The 14928-nt window shown below is 63.3% G+C and carries 12 protein-coding genes; 1 reads left to right on the top strand and 11 read right to left on the bottom strand.

Going from position 1 to position 14928, the window contains the following annotated elements:
• Positions 1-229: 229 nt before the first annotated feature.
• The 7 genes from FH08_RS0116195 to FH08_RS0116165 all read right to left on the bottom strand — a co-directional run bounded on the left by FH08_RS0116195 (position 230) and on the right by FH08_RS0116165 (position 7651).
• Positions 230-1717 (bottom strand): M81 family metallopeptidase, encoded by a 1488-nt coding sequence (locus FH08_RS0116195; protein ID WP_031359320.1) that lies wholly within the window; start codon positions 1715-1717, stop codon positions 230-232.
• Positions 1714-2997 carry a Zn-dependent hydrolase gene (locus tag FH08_RS0116190; protein WP_031359319.1) on the bottom strand — a complete coding sequence of 428 codons (1284 nt, stop codon included), beginning with the start codon at positions 2995-2997 and terminating at the stop codon, positions 1714-1716. The genes FH08_RS0116195 and FH08_RS0116190 overlap by 4 nt, the downstream gene beginning before the upstream one ends.
• 35 nt (positions 2998-3032) lie before the next feature.
• Positions 3033-3734: an ABC transporter ATP-binding protein gene (locus FH08_RS0116185; protein WP_031359318.1), complete on the bottom strand. Its 702-nt coding sequence runs from the start codon at positions 3732-3734 to the stop codon at positions 3033-3035.
• On the bottom strand, positions 3731-4498 hold the full coding sequence (locus tag FH08_RS0116180; protein WP_031359317.1) for an ABC transporter ATP-binding protein: 768 nt from the start codon (positions 4496-4498) through the stop codon (positions 3731-3733). Before FH08_RS0116180 ends, FH08_RS0116185 begins: the two co-directional genes overlap by 4 nt.
• A complete protein-coding gene (locus tag FH08_RS0116175; protein ID WP_031359316.1) occupies positions 4495-5508 on the bottom strand; it encodes a branched-chain amino acid ABC transporter permease in 1014 nt (337 codons plus the stop codon). The genes FH08_RS0116180 and FH08_RS0116175 overlap by 4 nt, the downstream gene beginning before the upstream one ends.
• Entirely contained in the window at positions 5505-6365 is an 861-nt protein-coding gene (locus FH08_RS0116170; protein ID WP_031359315.1) for a branched-chain amino acid ABC transporter permease, read from the bottom strand. The genes FH08_RS0116175 and FH08_RS0116170 overlap by 4 nt, the downstream gene beginning before the upstream one ends.
• A gap of 86 nt (positions 6366-6451) precedes the next feature.
• The gene (locus FH08_RS0116165) at positions 6452-7651 is read right to left on the bottom strand and encodes an ABC transporter substrate-binding protein (protein ID WP_031359314.1); all 1200 of its coding nucleotides are present in this window, start codon (positions 7649-7651) and stop codon (positions 6452-6454) included.
• 238 nt (positions 7652-7889) lie between these two features.
• On the opposite strand from FH08_RS0116165, the gene FH08_RS0116160 reads away from it, so the two are divergent.
• A complete protein-coding gene (locus FH08_RS0116160) occupies positions 7890-8726 on the top strand; it encodes a FadR/GntR family transcriptional regulator (RefSeq protein WP_031359313.1) in 837 nt (278 codons plus the stop codon).
• A 143-nt stretch (positions 8727-8869) separates the two neighbouring features.
• Here the strand turns inward: FH08_RS0116160 and FH08_RS0116155 are convergent, their stop codons facing one another.
• The 4 genes from FH08_RS0116155 to FH08_RS0116140 all read right to left on the bottom strand — a co-directional run bounded on the left by FH08_RS0116155 (position 8870) and on the right by FH08_RS0116140 (position 14887).
• Entirely contained in the window at positions 8870-10048 is a 1179-nt protein-coding gene (locus FH08_RS0116155) for an acetyl-CoA C-acyltransferase (protein ID WP_031359312.1), read from the bottom strand.
• Between the two features lie 88 nt (positions 10049-10136).
• Positions 10137-10763: a bifunctional nicotinamidase/pyrazinamidase gene (gene pncA / locus FH08_RS0116150; protein WP_031359311.1), complete on the bottom strand. Its 627-nt coding sequence runs from the start codon at positions 10761-10763 to the stop codon at positions 10137-10139.
• A 34-nt stretch (positions 10764-10797) separates the two neighbouring features.
• Complete coding sequence (locus FH08_RS0116145) at positions 10798-12882, bottom strand: 3-hydroxyacyl-CoA dehydrogenase NAD-binding domain-containing protein (protein WP_031359310.1); 2085 nt, start codon at positions 12880-12882, stop codon at positions 10798-10800.
• 346 nt (positions 12883-13228) lie between these two features.
• On the bottom strand, positions 13229-14887 hold the full coding sequence (locus FH08_RS0116140; RefSeq protein ID WP_031359309.1) for a 3-(methylthio)propionyl-CoA ligase: 1659 nt from the start codon (positions 14885-14887) through the stop codon (positions 13229-13231).
• Positions 14888-14928 lie beyond the last annotated feature (41 nt).

Below are 14928 nucleotides of genomic sequence, written 5' to 3'. Positions count from 1 at the left end.
CCCGCGAACGAACCCGCGAACGAACCGCAGCGGATCAGCCCGATAAATTAACAGATTCCTGGAGTCTTTACCTGAGGGTTAAACCCATGATCACTGCTCGCCGATGAAGCCGATTCTGTCCCGGGCATGGCCAACAAAAAAAGCCACCGGTTTGAGCGCGCAATTTCTGAGTGGGCCACATTCCGGCAGTAACGCGTTGGGTGACGAACTGACCGGTTGACCGAGCGGATCAGCCAGAGACCCAACACGTTTCCCGATCCAACGGATACACGGGCCGAGTAATCCGCTCGAAATTGAACAACTCGTACCCCGAACCCGTCACGCCTCGGCTATCGCACTCGACGAGCGCCGCCGCGATCGGCACGAACACCGGCCGGCAATACATGCGCGACTTGAGCAGCAGGAATCGCGCGCGCCGCGGGTCGATGCCGACGCTCTCGAATACGCCAAGATCCCACGGCTCCTGCGTGCGCTCGGTGACGACGAGTATCGCAGCACCGGTATCGAGCACGGCGGAGCGGCCCATGAACGCCCGCTGGCCGGTGTAGATCGGGCCGCTGATCACGTATTCGCCGTCGGTGATCGCGCGCACGATGCCTGTCGCGATGAACGGCGCGCGGCGCGCCCCGGGCCGTGCAGGCAGCTTGTTGCCGACCGGCACCGTCAGCGTCGAGCCGACACCGGCGGCGATCAGCGCGGCTACCGCCTCGGGATCGCACAGCGGACCGCTCACGAGACCGTCCAGACCCTGCGCCAGCGCCTCTTCGAGCAGGTCCATCGTGTCACAGGTGCCGCCCGACATGCAGTTGTCACCGTGGTCGAGCATCAGCACCGGCTTGTCCGCGCCGCGTGCAAGCGAGGCCGCCTGTGCGACCGATTCCGCAAGCGGCGGGCTACGATAGACGAAATCGTCGCGCTCGCGCCAGATCTGCTGCGCGATGCGCTCGGCGACCGCTTCGGCCTTGGCCGTATCGCCGTCCCCGACCACCACCACGCTGATGCACGGCGCAGGAATGTCTGCGAGCGCGAACCCGGCGAGCACTGACACCGCGAGCATCCCGTCCGCCTCTGCCGCGCGCGCCGCTTCGACCGCGCGGCGCATCGCGCCCTCGGCAGTGGCGCTGCGCAGCGTCGACGTCAGCAGTGGCGGCTGCCGCCAGGCGAGCACCGGTCGGGCACGTCCCTGCAGCCGGTCGAACAATAGCCGCGCCGCATGCTCGCCTGTTTCATACATGTCCACGTGCGGATAGGTCTTGAAGCTGACGATCACGTCGGCGTGGTCGATCATCTTCTGCGTGACATTCGCGTGCAGATCGAGCGCCACCGCAATAGGCGCAGCGGGCAACGCCGCGCGCACGCGCGCGAGCAGGTCGCCCTCGCCATCGGCTGTCTGCTCCGCCACCATCGCGCCGTGCAGGTCGAGCAGCACCGCGTCGCAACCCGGCGCGGCGGCGAGGATTGCATCGCAGATCGCGTCATAGGCATCGGCCGCGACGGGGCCGCTCGGGTTCGCCGACGCCGACACAGGCGTCACGCACTGCGCGCCGGCGCGCTCGGCCGCATCGATGAAAGCCGCCATCGCGGTACGCATGCCCTTGTTCTGCCGATACGCCTCGTCGCCGTAATCCGGACCGTGGTGACCGAACGCCGCAAGCGGAGTCGCCACCGGCGAAAACGTGTTGGTTTCGTGATTCATCCGGGCGATCAGGATTTTCATCGCGTCGTGCTCCCCATGGCTTGCGCCGCGTTCAGCATCGCATGCAGCAGTACGTTGCAGCCGGCTTCCAGATGCTCGGGGCGCGCATCTTCGATCTCGTTGTGGCTGATGCCGTCCTTGCACGGCACGAAGATCATCGCGGCCGGCGCCACACGCGCGAGATACACCGCGTCGTGGCCCGCACCGCTGATCACGTCCATCGCGCTCAGGCCGAGCGCTGCCGCACCCGCGCGTACCGCCTCCACGAGCGCCGGGTCGAACGGCTGAGGCGCAAAGTAGACAACCTGCTCTACGTCGATCCGCATGCCGGCCTTCGCGCCCGCGGCGGCGCACGCCGCGCGCAACGTCGAATCCATTGCGGTGAGCGCCGTATCGTCGGGCGCGCGCAAGTCGACCGTCAGCGTCACGCGGCCCGGGATCACGTTGCGCGAATTCGGATGCACATCGACCCAGCCAACCGTGCCGCGCCCGTGCGGCGCGTGATCGCGAGCGATGCGGTTCACCGTCATGATCAGCTCGGCCGCAACCAGCAGCGCATCGCGGCGCAGTTCCATTGGCGTCGGGCCCGCATGCGCCTCCATGCCGTGCACGCTCACGTCGTACCAGCGTTGGCCAAGCGCACCTTGCACGACGCCGATCGTCGTGTCATGCGCCTCCAGCACCGGCCCCTGTTCGATGTGCGCCTCGAAATATGCGCCGACCGGATGCGGCGCGGCGCTTGGGCCCGCGTAGCCGATCGCTTCCAGCGCATCGCGCACCGAGACACCCTCGCGATCGCGTTGCGCCAGCACATGGTCGAGTGTGAAGGCGCCGGCGAACACGCCCGAGCCCATCATCACGGGCACGAAGCGCGAGCCTTCCTCGTTGGTCCACACCGCGACTTCGAGCGGCGCCGGCGTCATCACGCCAGCCTCGGCAAGCGTGCGCAGGACCTCGAGCCCCGCGAGCACGCCGTAGTTGCCATCGAACTTGCCGCCCGTGGGTTGCGTGTCGATGTGGCTGCCCGTCGTCACGGGAGGGAGGTCGTCGCGGGTACCCGCGCGCCGCGCGAAGATGTTGCCGATCGCGTCGATCCGCACCGCACAGCCGATCTCCTTCGCCCACGCGACGAACAGGTCGCGGGCCTGCCGGTCGAGTTCCGTCAGCGCGAGGCGGCAGACGCCGCCCTTTTCGGTCGCGCCGATCCGCGCGAGCTGCATCAGGCTGTCCCACAGGCGCGCGCCGTTCACGCGCAACGCGGCCGAAGCCGGTGCGCCGGATGTCGATTCCCGCATGTCCATCGTTACGTTTCCTCGCAATGAAAAATGGACGTCGCTCAGACGACGCCGACGCCCAGGTATCGGTCCTTGATCGAATGATCGGCGGCGAACGCCGCGTTGTCGCCCACGTAGACGATCACGCCCTGTTCAATGATGTAGTGCCGGTCCGCGAGCTGCGTGCAGACCTCGAGATTCTGCTCGACGAGCAGGATCGCCACCCCTGCCGCCTTGATCAGCTTGAGCTGCGCGACGATCTCTTCGACGATCACCGGCGCAAGCCCTTCCACCGGCTCGTCGAGCATCAGCAGGCGAGGATGGTTCATGAGCGCGCGGCCGATCGCGAGCATCTGCTGCTCGCCACCGGACAACTGGCCGCCGCCGTTGGTACGGCGCTCCTTCAGGCGTGGGAAGATCCGGTAGATATCGTCGAGTTGCCACGGCGACTCCTTGCGCGCGCCGAGCCGCAGGTTCTCCTCGACTGTCAGCAGGCGGAAGATGCCGCGATGCTCCGGCACGAAGCAGATTCCGCGCGACGCAATCCGGTGCGGCGCGAGGCCGGTGAGCGTCGCGCCGTCGAACGTCACCGCGCCGTTGCGCGGCGCGACCACGCCCGCGATGCTCTTGAGCGTGGTCGACTTGCCCGCGCCGTTTCGCCCGAGCAGCGTGACCGTCTCGCCTGCGCCGACCGCCAGCGTCACACCCTGCAGGATGTGACTCTTGCCGTAATACCCGTGTACGTCCCGCACGTCGAGCATCATGCGCGGCCTCCCGTGATCATGTTGCCGAGATAGGCGGTCCGCACGCGCTCATCGCCGCGGATCTCGTCGGGGATGCCTTCCACCAGCACGCGACCCTGCTGCATTACGGTGATCGTGTCGGAGATGTCCATCACGATGTTCATGTTGTGCTCGATCAGGACGACCGTGTAGTCGGTGCGCAGACCCCGGATGAGTTCCTTCATGTCCTCGAGATCGTCGATCCCCATGCCCGAGGTCGGCTCGTCGAGAAAAATCGCCAGCGGCCGAGCGGCGAGCGCCATGCCCACTTCGAGGCGGCGCTGCTGGCCGTGCGACAGCGCGCCCGCCGCCACGTCGGCGTAGCGCTGCAGCGAAAGCCGTCCGAGCACGTCCGCCACCGTCTCTTCATGCGCGAGCGCACCGCGCGGCGGCGTCCAGGCGTTCAACGCCCGGCGTGCGTCGACGCCTTGGGCGGCAAGCCGCAGGTTCTCGCGCACACTGAGGTTCTGGAACAGGCTCGTCACCTGGAAAGAGCGCGCGATGCCGCGGCGCACCCGCTTGTGGTCGGGCTCGCGGGTCACGTCGTGCCCGTCGAAGACGATCTTCCCCGCCGAGATCGGCACGGTGCCCGTCAACACATGGAACAGCGTTGTCTTGCCGGCGCCGTTCGGCCCGATCACCGAATGCACGGTGCGCGGCGCGATGCGCAGGTCGACGCCCGCCAACGCCGTGAACTTGCCATAGCGCTTCACGACGCCGCTAGCGCTCAGAATGGCTTCGCTCATGCTTGCTCCTCGCCGGCCGGGGCCGCTTGTCGGGCGCGCCGCAGTGATGCCGCGAGCCGTTCCCCGAGCCCCCACAGTCCGCGTTGCATGAAGAGGCTGACCGCGATCAGCACGAGGCCGAGCAACAGCAGCCAGCGCGGCCATAGCGTCGCCAGCCAGTCGGCGAACAGCACATAGAACGCCGCGCCGAGCACCGACGCGAAGAGGTTGCCGGTCCCGCCGATCACGGTCATCACGAGAATCATCTCGCTCGTGTGGTAGTCGATGTTCGAGAGCGGCGCGATGCCCGTCATCAGCGCATGCAGCGCGCCGGCGAGCCCAGTGACTGCGCCCGAGATCGCGAACGCCAGCAGCTTGAAGCGCTTCACGTCATAGCCTGTTGCGGCCGCGCGCGCCTCGTTGTCGCGAATCGCGAGCAGCGTGCGGCCGAACACTGAGTGCGAGACGCGCAGCATCAACCAGAACACGAGGACGAAGAGCGTCGCGACGAAGCCGTAGAACTGCCAGGGCGTAGCGAGGGGTACGAGTGGATGGCCGAACAGCCCGAGCGCCGGGCGCGGGATGTCGAGCAGGCCGTTGTCGCCGCCAGTGAGATCGGGCGTGGTATAGGCAATGAAGTAGAACAACTGGCCAAACGCGAGCGTCAGCATGACGAAATACGTACCGCGCTGGCGGATGGAGAACCAGCCAACCAGCGCGGCGGCGGCGGCACCCACCACGAGCGCCGCCGCCAACGCAACGGGCACCGGCAGCGCGGCGCGCGTCAGGACGAGTCCCGCGGTATAGCTGCCCAGCCCGAAGAAGATGCCCTGCCCGAACGACAGCAGGCCGGTGAAGCCGAGCAGCAGGTTGCAGCCGAGCGCGGCTAGCGCGAACACGAGCACTTCGGTCGCGAGCGAACCGGAGCGCAGCACGAGCGGCAGCGCGCACACCACAGCGAGCGCGAGCAGAAGATAGCGGTGGCGCTGCAGCGGTTTCAGTGGTTTCAGTGGTTTTAGCGATTCGATCATGTGGCCCTCCCGAGCAAGCCATTCGGGCGCAGCAACAGCACGGCCGCCATCGCCACGTAGATCATCAGCCGCGCGCCTTCTGGCCACAGCGTGCTCATCACGCTCTGCACGATGCCGACCAGCAGGCCGCCGACGAGCGCCCCGAGAAAATTCCCCATGCCGCCCACCACCACCACGACGAACGCGACGCCGAGAGCCTCGATGCCCATGAAAGGATCGACGCCACGGATTGGTGCGGCCAGCACGCCGGCAAGCGCGGCCGTCGCTGCGCCGAGCGCGAACACCAGGCTGAACACGCGCGTGACGTTGATGCCGAGCAGTGACACCATCTCCGCCGCTTCGCTGCCCGCCCGCACGGTGCTGCCGAGCCGCGTGCCCTCGAGCAACCACCAGAGCAGCGCGGCAAGCACCGCGGTGAAGCCGATCACGAACAGGCGATATTTGGGGTAGATGAAGCCGCCCCACATGACGACGCCGTTGAGCGCATCGGGCGCCGGCACGTTGTCGCCGAGCGGCCCCCAAACGAGAATCGCGCATTCCTGCAACACGAGCGCGAGGCCGACGGTCGCGAGAATGTGGAATTCGTGTTGCTGCGCGTAGACGTGCCGCAGCACGAGTTTTTCGACGACCCATGCAAACGCCCCGACCACGACCGGCACCACGACGAGCGCGACCCAGAAGTTGGCCGACCATTGCAGCGCCTGATAGCAGAAATACGCGCCGAGCATATAGAACGCACCGTGCGCGAAATTCACGAAGCGCAACAGGCCGAACACAATCGACAGGCCCACCGCGAGCAGGAAATACAGCATCCCGATGCCGATGCCGTTGACGATCTGCAGCAGATAGACGTTCATGGCTTCAGAGTGTGAAAAATGAGGCGGAGCCGAATGTCCGCGGCGCGTGCGTCGCGGACCTGACGAGCCGTGTTGGCCGTGCGCTCTCAGGCGAGCTTGCAGCCCGTCTTGTCGAGCGGCAGGAACGACTGGCCGGAACTGACGATGTCGGCGTAATCGTCGGCGTTCTTCATCTTGTTCTTCGGCTTACCCTTCAACAAGTAGTAGTTCTTCAGCACCTGATGGTCCCCCTTGCGGATTTCCTCGGGGCCTGTGAGCCCGTCGTACTTCATACCCTCGAGCGCTGCGATCACCTTCTTCGGATCCGCGCTGCCCGCCTTCACCATCCCGTCGAGCAGGATCTTCGTGCAAATGTACGAACCCGCGAGGCTGTAGTTCGGATTGCTTTTGAACGCGGTGTTCGTGCGCTGGATGAGATCGCGGTTGAGCGGAGAATCGATGCCGTGCCAGTACTGCGCGCCAAAATAGACGCCATCGCACAGATCCGCGCCGAGCGCCTCGAACTGTTCGAGGCCCGACGCCCAGGCCACCAGGATCGTGCAGTTGTTCTTCATGCCGAAACTGACGGCCTGGCGGAGCGTATCTGACGACTGAGAGCCGAAGTTGAGGATCAGCAGCACGTCCGGCTTCGCTGCGACCGCGTTCGTCAGGTAGCCGCTGAATTCCTTTTCGCTCAAGGAGTGGTAGCTGTTGCCCACGTGCTCAATGCCCGTTTCCTTGAAGACCGCCTGCGCCGCCGACAGCAGGCCGTCGCCGAAGACGTACTGCGGCGTAATCGTGTACCAGCGCTTGGCCTTCGGCAGCATCCGTATCAGCGGCCGCACTGTCTGCTCGATCGCGCCGAAGGTCGGCACCGACCAGCGGAACGTGGCGCTGTTGCAGTCCTTGCCGGTAATTTCGTCCGCGCCCGCCGTGGTGATGAACACGCCGCCCGCCTTCTCGACTTCCTTGCCCATGGCGAGCGATTCGGACGACAGGATGCCACCCGCGAAATAACGCACGCCATTCTGCTGCGCGACTTCCTGCACACGCCGCACGGCGGTGGCTGGCTTGCCCTCGGTGTCGAGCACCGTATAGGAAAGCGGCGCGCCGAGCACCTTGCCGTACTGCCGGATGGCGAGTTGCATGCCGAGATCGGCATACTTGCCGTTCGCGGCGAATGGGCCCGACATCGGCACGGGACACGCGAGCTGGATAGGTGCACCCTGCGCGACGGCCGCGCGAGAGACGAGCGCACCCGGCACGGCCGACAGCGCGGCCAGTTTCAATAGTTCTCGGCGATTCAAGTTGACGCTCCTTATGGGGATGACCTATGCGATGCAGACCGGCTGCCCAGCCGTGTCGGCCACCTTGCGGGTGCACGCCGACGATCAATCCTATTTATCATGATGAATAGGATTAATCGGATACTAGGTATAATAAATTTGAGTGTCAATCGGAAAAAAATACCGGCCAGACGGCAGCCCGCTGGCCCCGAAATCGGGCCACCGGCGGCGCGTACCGCACACGAAAGGAGTTTCTAAAATGGTCATGGACAGAGCCAGGGCGGGGATCGCGGTCGAAATCAAGCAGCCGAAGCGCGCCGACCTGGTTGCCGAGGAAATCAAGCGGCTGATCACCGAGAAGGACCTGAAACCGGGCGACCGCCTGCCGCAAGAAGCGGAGTTGCAGCAGCTCTACTCGGTGAGCAAGAGCACGATTCGCGAGGCGCTGAAATCGCTCGAGGTCCAGGGCCTCATCAAGGTCACGACGGGGCCGGGCGGCGGCGGCATGGTGATCGAGGTACCGCTTGCCCGCACGCTGCAGTTGCTGCAGAACTACCTGTTCTTCAAGGACGTGACGATCGACGACATCTACACCGTGCGCAAGCTGCTCGAACCCGAGTTGGCTGCGGGGGCGGTGCCACACCTCACGGAACAGGATTTCGCCGCGCTGGAGGCGAACATTGAATGTTGTGACGGCTCGTCGGGCGCACACGATCGCGGCCATCTGATACGGCAGCGCAAGGAGGACATCACGTACCACGACATCCTCGCAGCGGCGAACCCGAATCCGTTCCTGCGTTTTAGCTGCGAGCTGATCAACGAGATGATCCGCCAGCTGATCGAATTTCGCAACGACACGCCCCTCGCCGCGCACAAGCGTTTTGGCGAGGCCAACGTGCAGATCCACCGCGCGATCACCCAGGCCGCGCGCGAACGCAACGTCGAGAAAGTGCGCACGTTGATGAGCGAACACATGACCGAGGCGCCCAAGCACGTGAAACGCATGAAGGGCAAGCTGCGTGGCCGGCTGATCCTCGATTCGGAGATGCGAAAACGGACGCGCGCTAAGGCCGTCGTGGTTGATAAGGATAGCTGATGAATCGGCCGGGTTTTGAAGCGGAAGTGATGGATTTGGAGAGATTGTTTATTTTCCTGCGGTCCCAAGGAGACACAGGAAGGTTTGCTACCGCATACTTCGATCGCCCAAGCGTATTAAAAACGCCGGGCGACCGTACAAAATCACACTACTTCGAACAACCCGGCCGCGCCCTGCCCGCCGCCGATACACATGGTCACCACGACGAACTTCGCGCCGCGCCGCTTGCCTTCGATCAACGCATGCCCCGTGAGCCGCGCTCCCGACACGCCATACGGATGTCCCACCGCAATCGCACCGCCGTTCACGTTCAGGCGATCAGCCGGGATACCCAACGTATCGCGGCAATAGAGCACTTGCACGGCGAACGCTTCGTTCAGTTCCCACAGGTCGATATCGCTGACTTTTAGTCCGGCTTTCTTCAAGAGCTTGGGCACGGCGAACACGGGTCCAATACCCATTTCATCCGGCTCGCAACCCGCGACCGCAAATCCCCTGAAAATCCCCAGCGGCTTCAGCCCTTCTTTTTCCGCCAGCGTAGCGTTCATCACAACACATGCCGACGCGCCATCGGAGAACTGGCTCGCATTGCCCGCCGTGACCACTCCGCCGGGCATCGCGGTGCGAATCTTCGATACGCCTTCGAGCGTCGTGTCGGCGCGAATGCCTTCATCGGCGGCGAGCGTGACTTCCTTCGTGAACATGCGGCCGGTGGCTTTATCGGCGACACCGGCAAGCACCGTGATAGGCACGATTTCGTCGTTGAACTTGCCCGCTGCTTGCGCTGCAGCGGCGCGCAATTGCGATTGCACGCCATACTCGTCCTGCCGTTCTTTCGAGATCTCGTAGCGCTTGGCGACATTCTCGGCCGTCTGCAGCATCGACCAGTAGATGGCTGGCCTGTGCTCCTTCAACCAGCCATCCAACAGCATGTGCTGGTTCATCTCGTTCTGTACACACGAGATGGACTCCACGCCGCCGGCGACATAAACATCACCCTCGCCGGCGATCACGCGTTGTGCTGCCAGGGCGATAGTCTGCAGCCCTGACGAGCAAAAGCGGTTCACAGTCATGCCCGCTACGCTGACCGGCAGGCCTGCACGCAGCGCAATCTGCCGCGCGATGTTCATGCCGGTCGCGCCTTCCGGATTCGCGCACCCCATGATCACGTCTTCCACGCGCGCCGGGTCGATGCCCGCGCGCGCCACGGCTGCTTGCGTGGCATGCCCGCCGAGCGTCGCGCCGTGGGTCATGTTGAATGCGCCGCGCCAGGATTTGGCGAGGCCCGTGCGTGCCGTCGATACGATTACCGCGTCAGTCATGCTTGTCTCCACTTCGAATACGAATAGGGTTGGTTCATTTGGCGGAACCCGCGGGCCTTAAATTAAACCCGCGAGTTCAGCCCGCCGTTCAGCGCAGCAAGTCCGTCGATCCGATTCGCGATACACCCGCTGCCGTCATCTGCTCCCACGCACGCGCAAGCGAACCGTCGAGATCGATCGCGCGACAGGCATCGTCGATAACGACAGCTTCGAAACCCGCGCTGCGCGCATCGAGCGCCGACCACGCGACGCAATAATCCGTCGCGAGTCCGCAGCAATAGACGCGCTTCACGCCGACATCGCGGAGATAACCCGTGAGGCCCGTCGGCGTGATACGGTCGGCCTCCATGAACGCCGAATAACTATCGACATCCACGTGATGGCCCTTGCGGATCACCAGCCGCGCGTGCGGCACGTCCAGATCACGATGCAGGGCCGCGCCGTCCGTGTTCTGCACGCAATGCGTCGGCCATAAAACCTGCTGGCCGTAGCTCAGCGTGGTCATGTCGAAAGGGGCGCGGCCCGCGTGGTTTTCCGCGAAGGAAATATGTTTCGCCGGATGCCAGTCCTGCGTCAACACGACATGCGAAAACGCACGCGCCAAGCGGTTGATCACGGGCACGACTTCGTCGCCGTGAGCGACCGCCAAAGCGCCGCGTGGCATGAAGTCATTCTGGACATCGACCACAAGCAGGACTTCGTCAGCGCCTTTCATCGCGAATCTCACGGGTTGTATCCAGCTCTTGGATCTAACTGTTAAAGCCGCGCCCTTCTGCGGCCAGTTCGGTCACGCGCACCGCGGGCTTCCATGCTTCGCCGTTAGCTTGGGCTCCGTACTTGCGCATCGCGCGTTCGACGTTGTACAGGCCGACCGTATCCGCAAACAGCATCGGTCCACCGCGATACAGCGGGAAACCGTAGCCCGTCAGGTACACCATGTCGATGTCCGACGCCTTCGATGCAATCCCTTCTTCCAGGATCAGCGCACCTTCATTGACGAGCGCGAACACGAGCCGTTCGACGATCTCGTCATCGGAGATCTTGCGGCGGGTAACGCCTTGCTCGTTCGAATACGCCACGATCATCTCGTCGACGATCTTCGATGGATGCGCCGTGCGATCGCCGGCCTTGTAGTCGTACCAGCCCGCCCCGGTCTTTTGTCCGAAGCGCCCGGTCTCGCACAAACGGTCGGCGATCTTCGAATACTTCAGATCCGGCTTCTCCTGATAACGCCGTTTGCGAATCGCCCAGCCGATGTCATTGCCCGCGAGATCGCTCATGCGAAACGGTCCCATCGCGAAGCCGAATTTTTCGATCGCGCGATCCACTTGCGCCGGCAACGCACCTTCTTCAAGCATGAAAAGCGCTTGACGCAGATACTGCTCGATCATCCGGTTGCCGATAAAACCATCGCAAACGCCCGACACCACGGCCGTCTTCTTGATCTTCTTCGCAAGTTGCATGACCGTGGCGAGCACGTCCTTCGACGTCTTCGCGCCGCGCACGACTTCCAGCAGCTTCATCACGTTCGCCGGGCTGAAGAAGTGCATGCCGACCACGTCTTCGGGACGCTTGGTGAAGGCTGCAATCTTGTCGACATCGAGCGTAGACGTATTCGATGCCAGGATTGCACCCTTCTTCGCGACCTGATCGAGTTTCGAAAACACCTGCTCTTTCACGCTGAGTTCTTCGAACACCGCTTCGATGATCAGGTCGGCGTCCTTGAGATCCTCATAGACAAGCGTAGGCGTGATCAGCGCCATGCGTTCTTCCAGTTTCTCGGCAGTCAGACGGCCCTTTTTCACGGCGCTTTCGTAGTTCTTGCGGATGGTGGCCAGGCCACGATCCAATGCTTCCTGCTTCGTTTCCAGCAGCGTCACCGGCAGGCCCGCGTTGACGAAATTCATGGCGATGCCGCCGCCCATCGTCCCTGCACCAATCACGCCAACGTGTTCGATCTTGCGCACTGGCGTGCTCGAAGGCACATCGGGAATCTTGCTCGCCGCGCGTTCGCCGAAGAACGCGTGCCGTAGCGCGCGGCTCTCGGGCGTCTGCACCAGCGCCATAAAACATTCGCGTTCGAAGGCCAGGCCTTTATCGAAACCGAGCTTCACGCCGGCTTCCACCGCATCGATACATTTGAGCGGTGCCGGGAAGTTCTTCGCCAGCGGCGTAACGCCGTTGCGTGCGAACTGGATAAAGCCCTCGGCATTCGGATGCTCGATTTTGCGATCACGTACCTTCGGATGCGGGCCGCTTTGCGCGCCCACTTTTTGCGCGAATTTGACGGCTTCGTCGAGCAGGTCGCCTTGCGCCATTTGATCGAACAATCCCGTGCCGGCCAGTTTCTCCGACATCACCGGCGCACCCGACACGATCATGTTGAGCGCAGTCTCCAGGCCGACCGCCCGCGGCAAGCGCTGCGTGCCACCTGCGCCCGGCAGGATGCCAAGCTTGACTTCGGGCAACGCGATCTGCGCTCCCGCCGACGCCACCCGATAATGCGCTCCAAGCGCCAGTTCGAGCCCGCCGCCCATTGCCACGCTGTGGATTGCGGCCACTATTGGCTTTGTGCTGCTTTCGACGGCCTTGATGACCGTGTGAAGCGTGGGTTCCTGGGTTGCCTTGGGCGTGTTGAATTCGGTGATATCGGCGCCGCCGGAAAACGCCTTGCCCGCGCCGATGATCACAATCGCGCTGACGGACGCGTCCGCTTGCGCTTTTTCAACGCCCTCGACAATGCCAAGCCGGGTGGAAAACCCAAGCCCGTTCACTGGCGGATTGTTCAGCGTGATAACGGCGATGCCGTCGCGAGTCGTGTAGTCCACTGCCATTTGTCTACCTCCATTCGATGCCTGCGATAGTCAGATTCTCCGGGGAATTCCCGGAAAGCGCTGATTACCGTGTCGCTGGGATTGTGAGTCACCCGAGAAGAATACACGGAAAAGAACGATCGTTCAATTTCGTTGTTTTTGGGATGGGGAAAAGAGGGAATGTCGTGAGGAAGAGGCGCTGATCAACGGGCTTGTACGACTCAGGCCCGGCTATGTGCAAATCTTGCACATCGCTTTCTTCGACGACCGTATTCCTGCTCAACAGGAAGAGACACGCTGCGGATAAAAACCAAGCCGCACGCATGCGGCCCGGCTTAAACAGAAAAACAGGAGTAGCAAAAAAAACTCAAACCACCTTCTCATCAACCGTCGGCAGCACATACTCCCGATACAACTCGCGCAACCTCAGCTTCTGCAGCTTCCCCGTAGCCGTATGCGGGAGTTCATCGGCGAAAACAACGTCGTCCGGTTTCCACCACTTCGCCACCTTGCCGTCGTAGAACGCGAGCAGCTCCTCCCGCGTGACAGTCGCGCCCGGACGCCGCACGACCACGACCAGCGGCCGTTCCGTCCACTTCGGATGCGAACACGCAATACACGCCGCTTCCGCCACTTGCGGATGCGACATCATCACGTTCTCCACGTCAATCGAACTGATCCATTCGCCGCCCGACTTGATCACGTCCTTGCTGCGATCGGTGATGTGCATGAAGCCATCAGCATCGATAGTCGCGACATCGCCAGTCGGAAACCAGCCGTCGATCAGCGGCGAATCGTCCTTGCGGAAATACCGGCTGATCACCCACGGCCCCCGCACATGCAGATCGCCGAACGACGTGCCGTCCCAGGGGAGTTCCTGGCCGTCATCGCCGACGACTTTCATGTCCACGCCGAACATCACATGCCCCTGCTTTTCGCGCAGATGCTGCTGCTCTTCCGGCGAGCGCTGCTGTTGCTTCCACGTGAGCTTGGCGAGCGTGCCGAGCGGCGACATCTCCGTCATGCCCCACGCGTGAATCACCTCCACGCCGAAGTCGTCCTCGAAGCTGCGCAGCATGGCCGGCGGACAGGCCGAACCACCGATCACCGTGCGTTTGAGCGTATTGAAGCGCACGCCCGCCTGCTTCACATAGTTCAGCAAGCCGAGCCAGACTGTCGGCACGCCCGCCGAAAACGTCACGCCTTCGGTTTCCATGAGTTCGTAGAGCGATTTGCCATCGAGACAATTGCCGGGCAGCACGAGCTTCGCGCCGACCAGCGGCGTGGCGTGCGGGATGCCCCACGCGTTGACGTGGAACATGGGCACCACGGGCAGGATGGCATCGCGGGCAGAACAGCCCATGGCGTCCGGGAGCGACGCGCCGTATGCATGCAGCACGGTGGATCGATGTGAATAGAGCGCGCCCTTCGGATTGCCGGTCGTACCCGATGTGTAGCAAAGAAACGATGCCGAGCGTTCATCGAGGACCGGCCAGGTGAAGTCGCCGTCGCATTTGCCGATCAGCGTTTCGTAGCTGAGTACGGGCGTGGCGATATCGGCGAGATGGGTGCTGATGCAAGTCTCGTCGCCCAGCGCAATCCAGCCTTTCACGTTAGGACACTGCGGCGCGATGATGTCGACGAGCGTGGCGAACGTCATATCGAACGCGACGTATTCGTCGTCGGCGTGATTGATGATGAACGCAACCTGATCGGGAAAGAGCCGCGGATTGATCGTGTGGCAGACGGCGCCCATGCCGCTCACGCCGTAATAACATTCCAGATGGCGATACCCGTTCCACGCCAAGGTGCCAACGCGTTCACCGGGATTCACACCCAGCCCGATCAACGCCTGCGCCAGTTGTTTCGCGCGCTTTTCGCAATCGCGCCAGGTATAGCGATGAATGTCGCCTTCGATGCGGCGCGAGACAATTTCGGTATCGCCGAAATGGCGTGCAGCGTGGGACAACAAAGATGAAGCGAGCAGCGGTACATCCATCATCTGGCCGAAAAGCGGCGACGTCATGGGCGAGTTCCTCACAAGTCCGGATGCACGGGTTTTGATGC

Origin of the sequence: Caballeronia sordidicola, assembly GCF_000729995.1 — a bacterium.
In the GTDB taxonomy this organism is placed as follows: domain Bacteria; phylum Pseudomonadota; class Gammaproteobacteria; order Burkholderiales; family Burkholderiaceae; genus Caballeronia; species Caballeronia sordidicola_A.
Note: the sequence above shows the minus strand (reverse complement) of the source record. Positions and strands in the feature narration are given on the sequence as shown.

Excerpts from the sequence above, each read along its gene's own strand:
- FH08_RS0116195 (WP_031359320.1), bottom strand. The coding sequence starts at position 1,717 with ATGAAAATCCTGATCGCCCGGATGAATCACGAAACCAACACGTTTTCG.
- FH08_RS0116190 (WP_031359319.1), bottom strand. The coding sequence starts at position 2,997 with ATGGACATGCGGGAATCGACATCCGGCGCACCGGCTTCGGCCGCGTTG.
- FH08_RS0116185 (WP_031359318.1), bottom strand. The coding sequence starts at position 3,734 with ATGATGCTCGACGTGCGGGACGTACACGGGTATTACGGCAAGAGTCAC.
- FH08_RS0116180 (WP_031359317.1), bottom strand. The coding sequence starts at position 4,498 with ATGAGCGAAGCCATTCTGAGCGCTAGCGGCGTCGTGAAGCGCTATGGC.
- FH08_RS0116175 (WP_031359316.1), bottom strand. The coding sequence starts at position 5,508 with ATGATCGAATCGCTAAAACCACTGAAACCACTGAAACCGCTGCAGCGC.
- FH08_RS0116170 (WP_031359315.1), bottom strand. The coding sequence starts at position 6,365 with ATGAACGTCTATCTGCTGCAGATCGTCAACGGCATCGGCATCGGGATG.
- FH08_RS0116160 (WP_031359313.1), top strand. The coding sequence starts at position 7,890 with ATGGTCATGGACAGAGCCAGGGCGGGGATCGCGGTCGAAATCAAGCAG.
- FH08_RS0116155 (WP_031359312.1), bottom strand. The coding sequence starts at position 10,048 with ATGACTGACGCGGTAATCGTATCGACGGCACGCACGGGCCTCGCCAAA.
- pncA (WP_031359311.1), bottom strand. The coding sequence starts at position 10,763 with ATGAAAGGCGCTGACGAAGTCCTGCTTGTGGTCGATGTCCAGAATGAC.
- FH08_RS0116145 (WP_031359310.1), bottom strand. The coding sequence starts at position 12,882 with ATGGCAGTGGACTACACGACTCGCGACGGCATCGCCGTTATCACGCTG.
- FH08_RS0116140 (WP_031359309.1), bottom strand. The coding sequence starts at position 14,887 with ATGACGTCGCCGCTTTTCGGCCAGATGATGGATGTACCGCTGCTCGCT.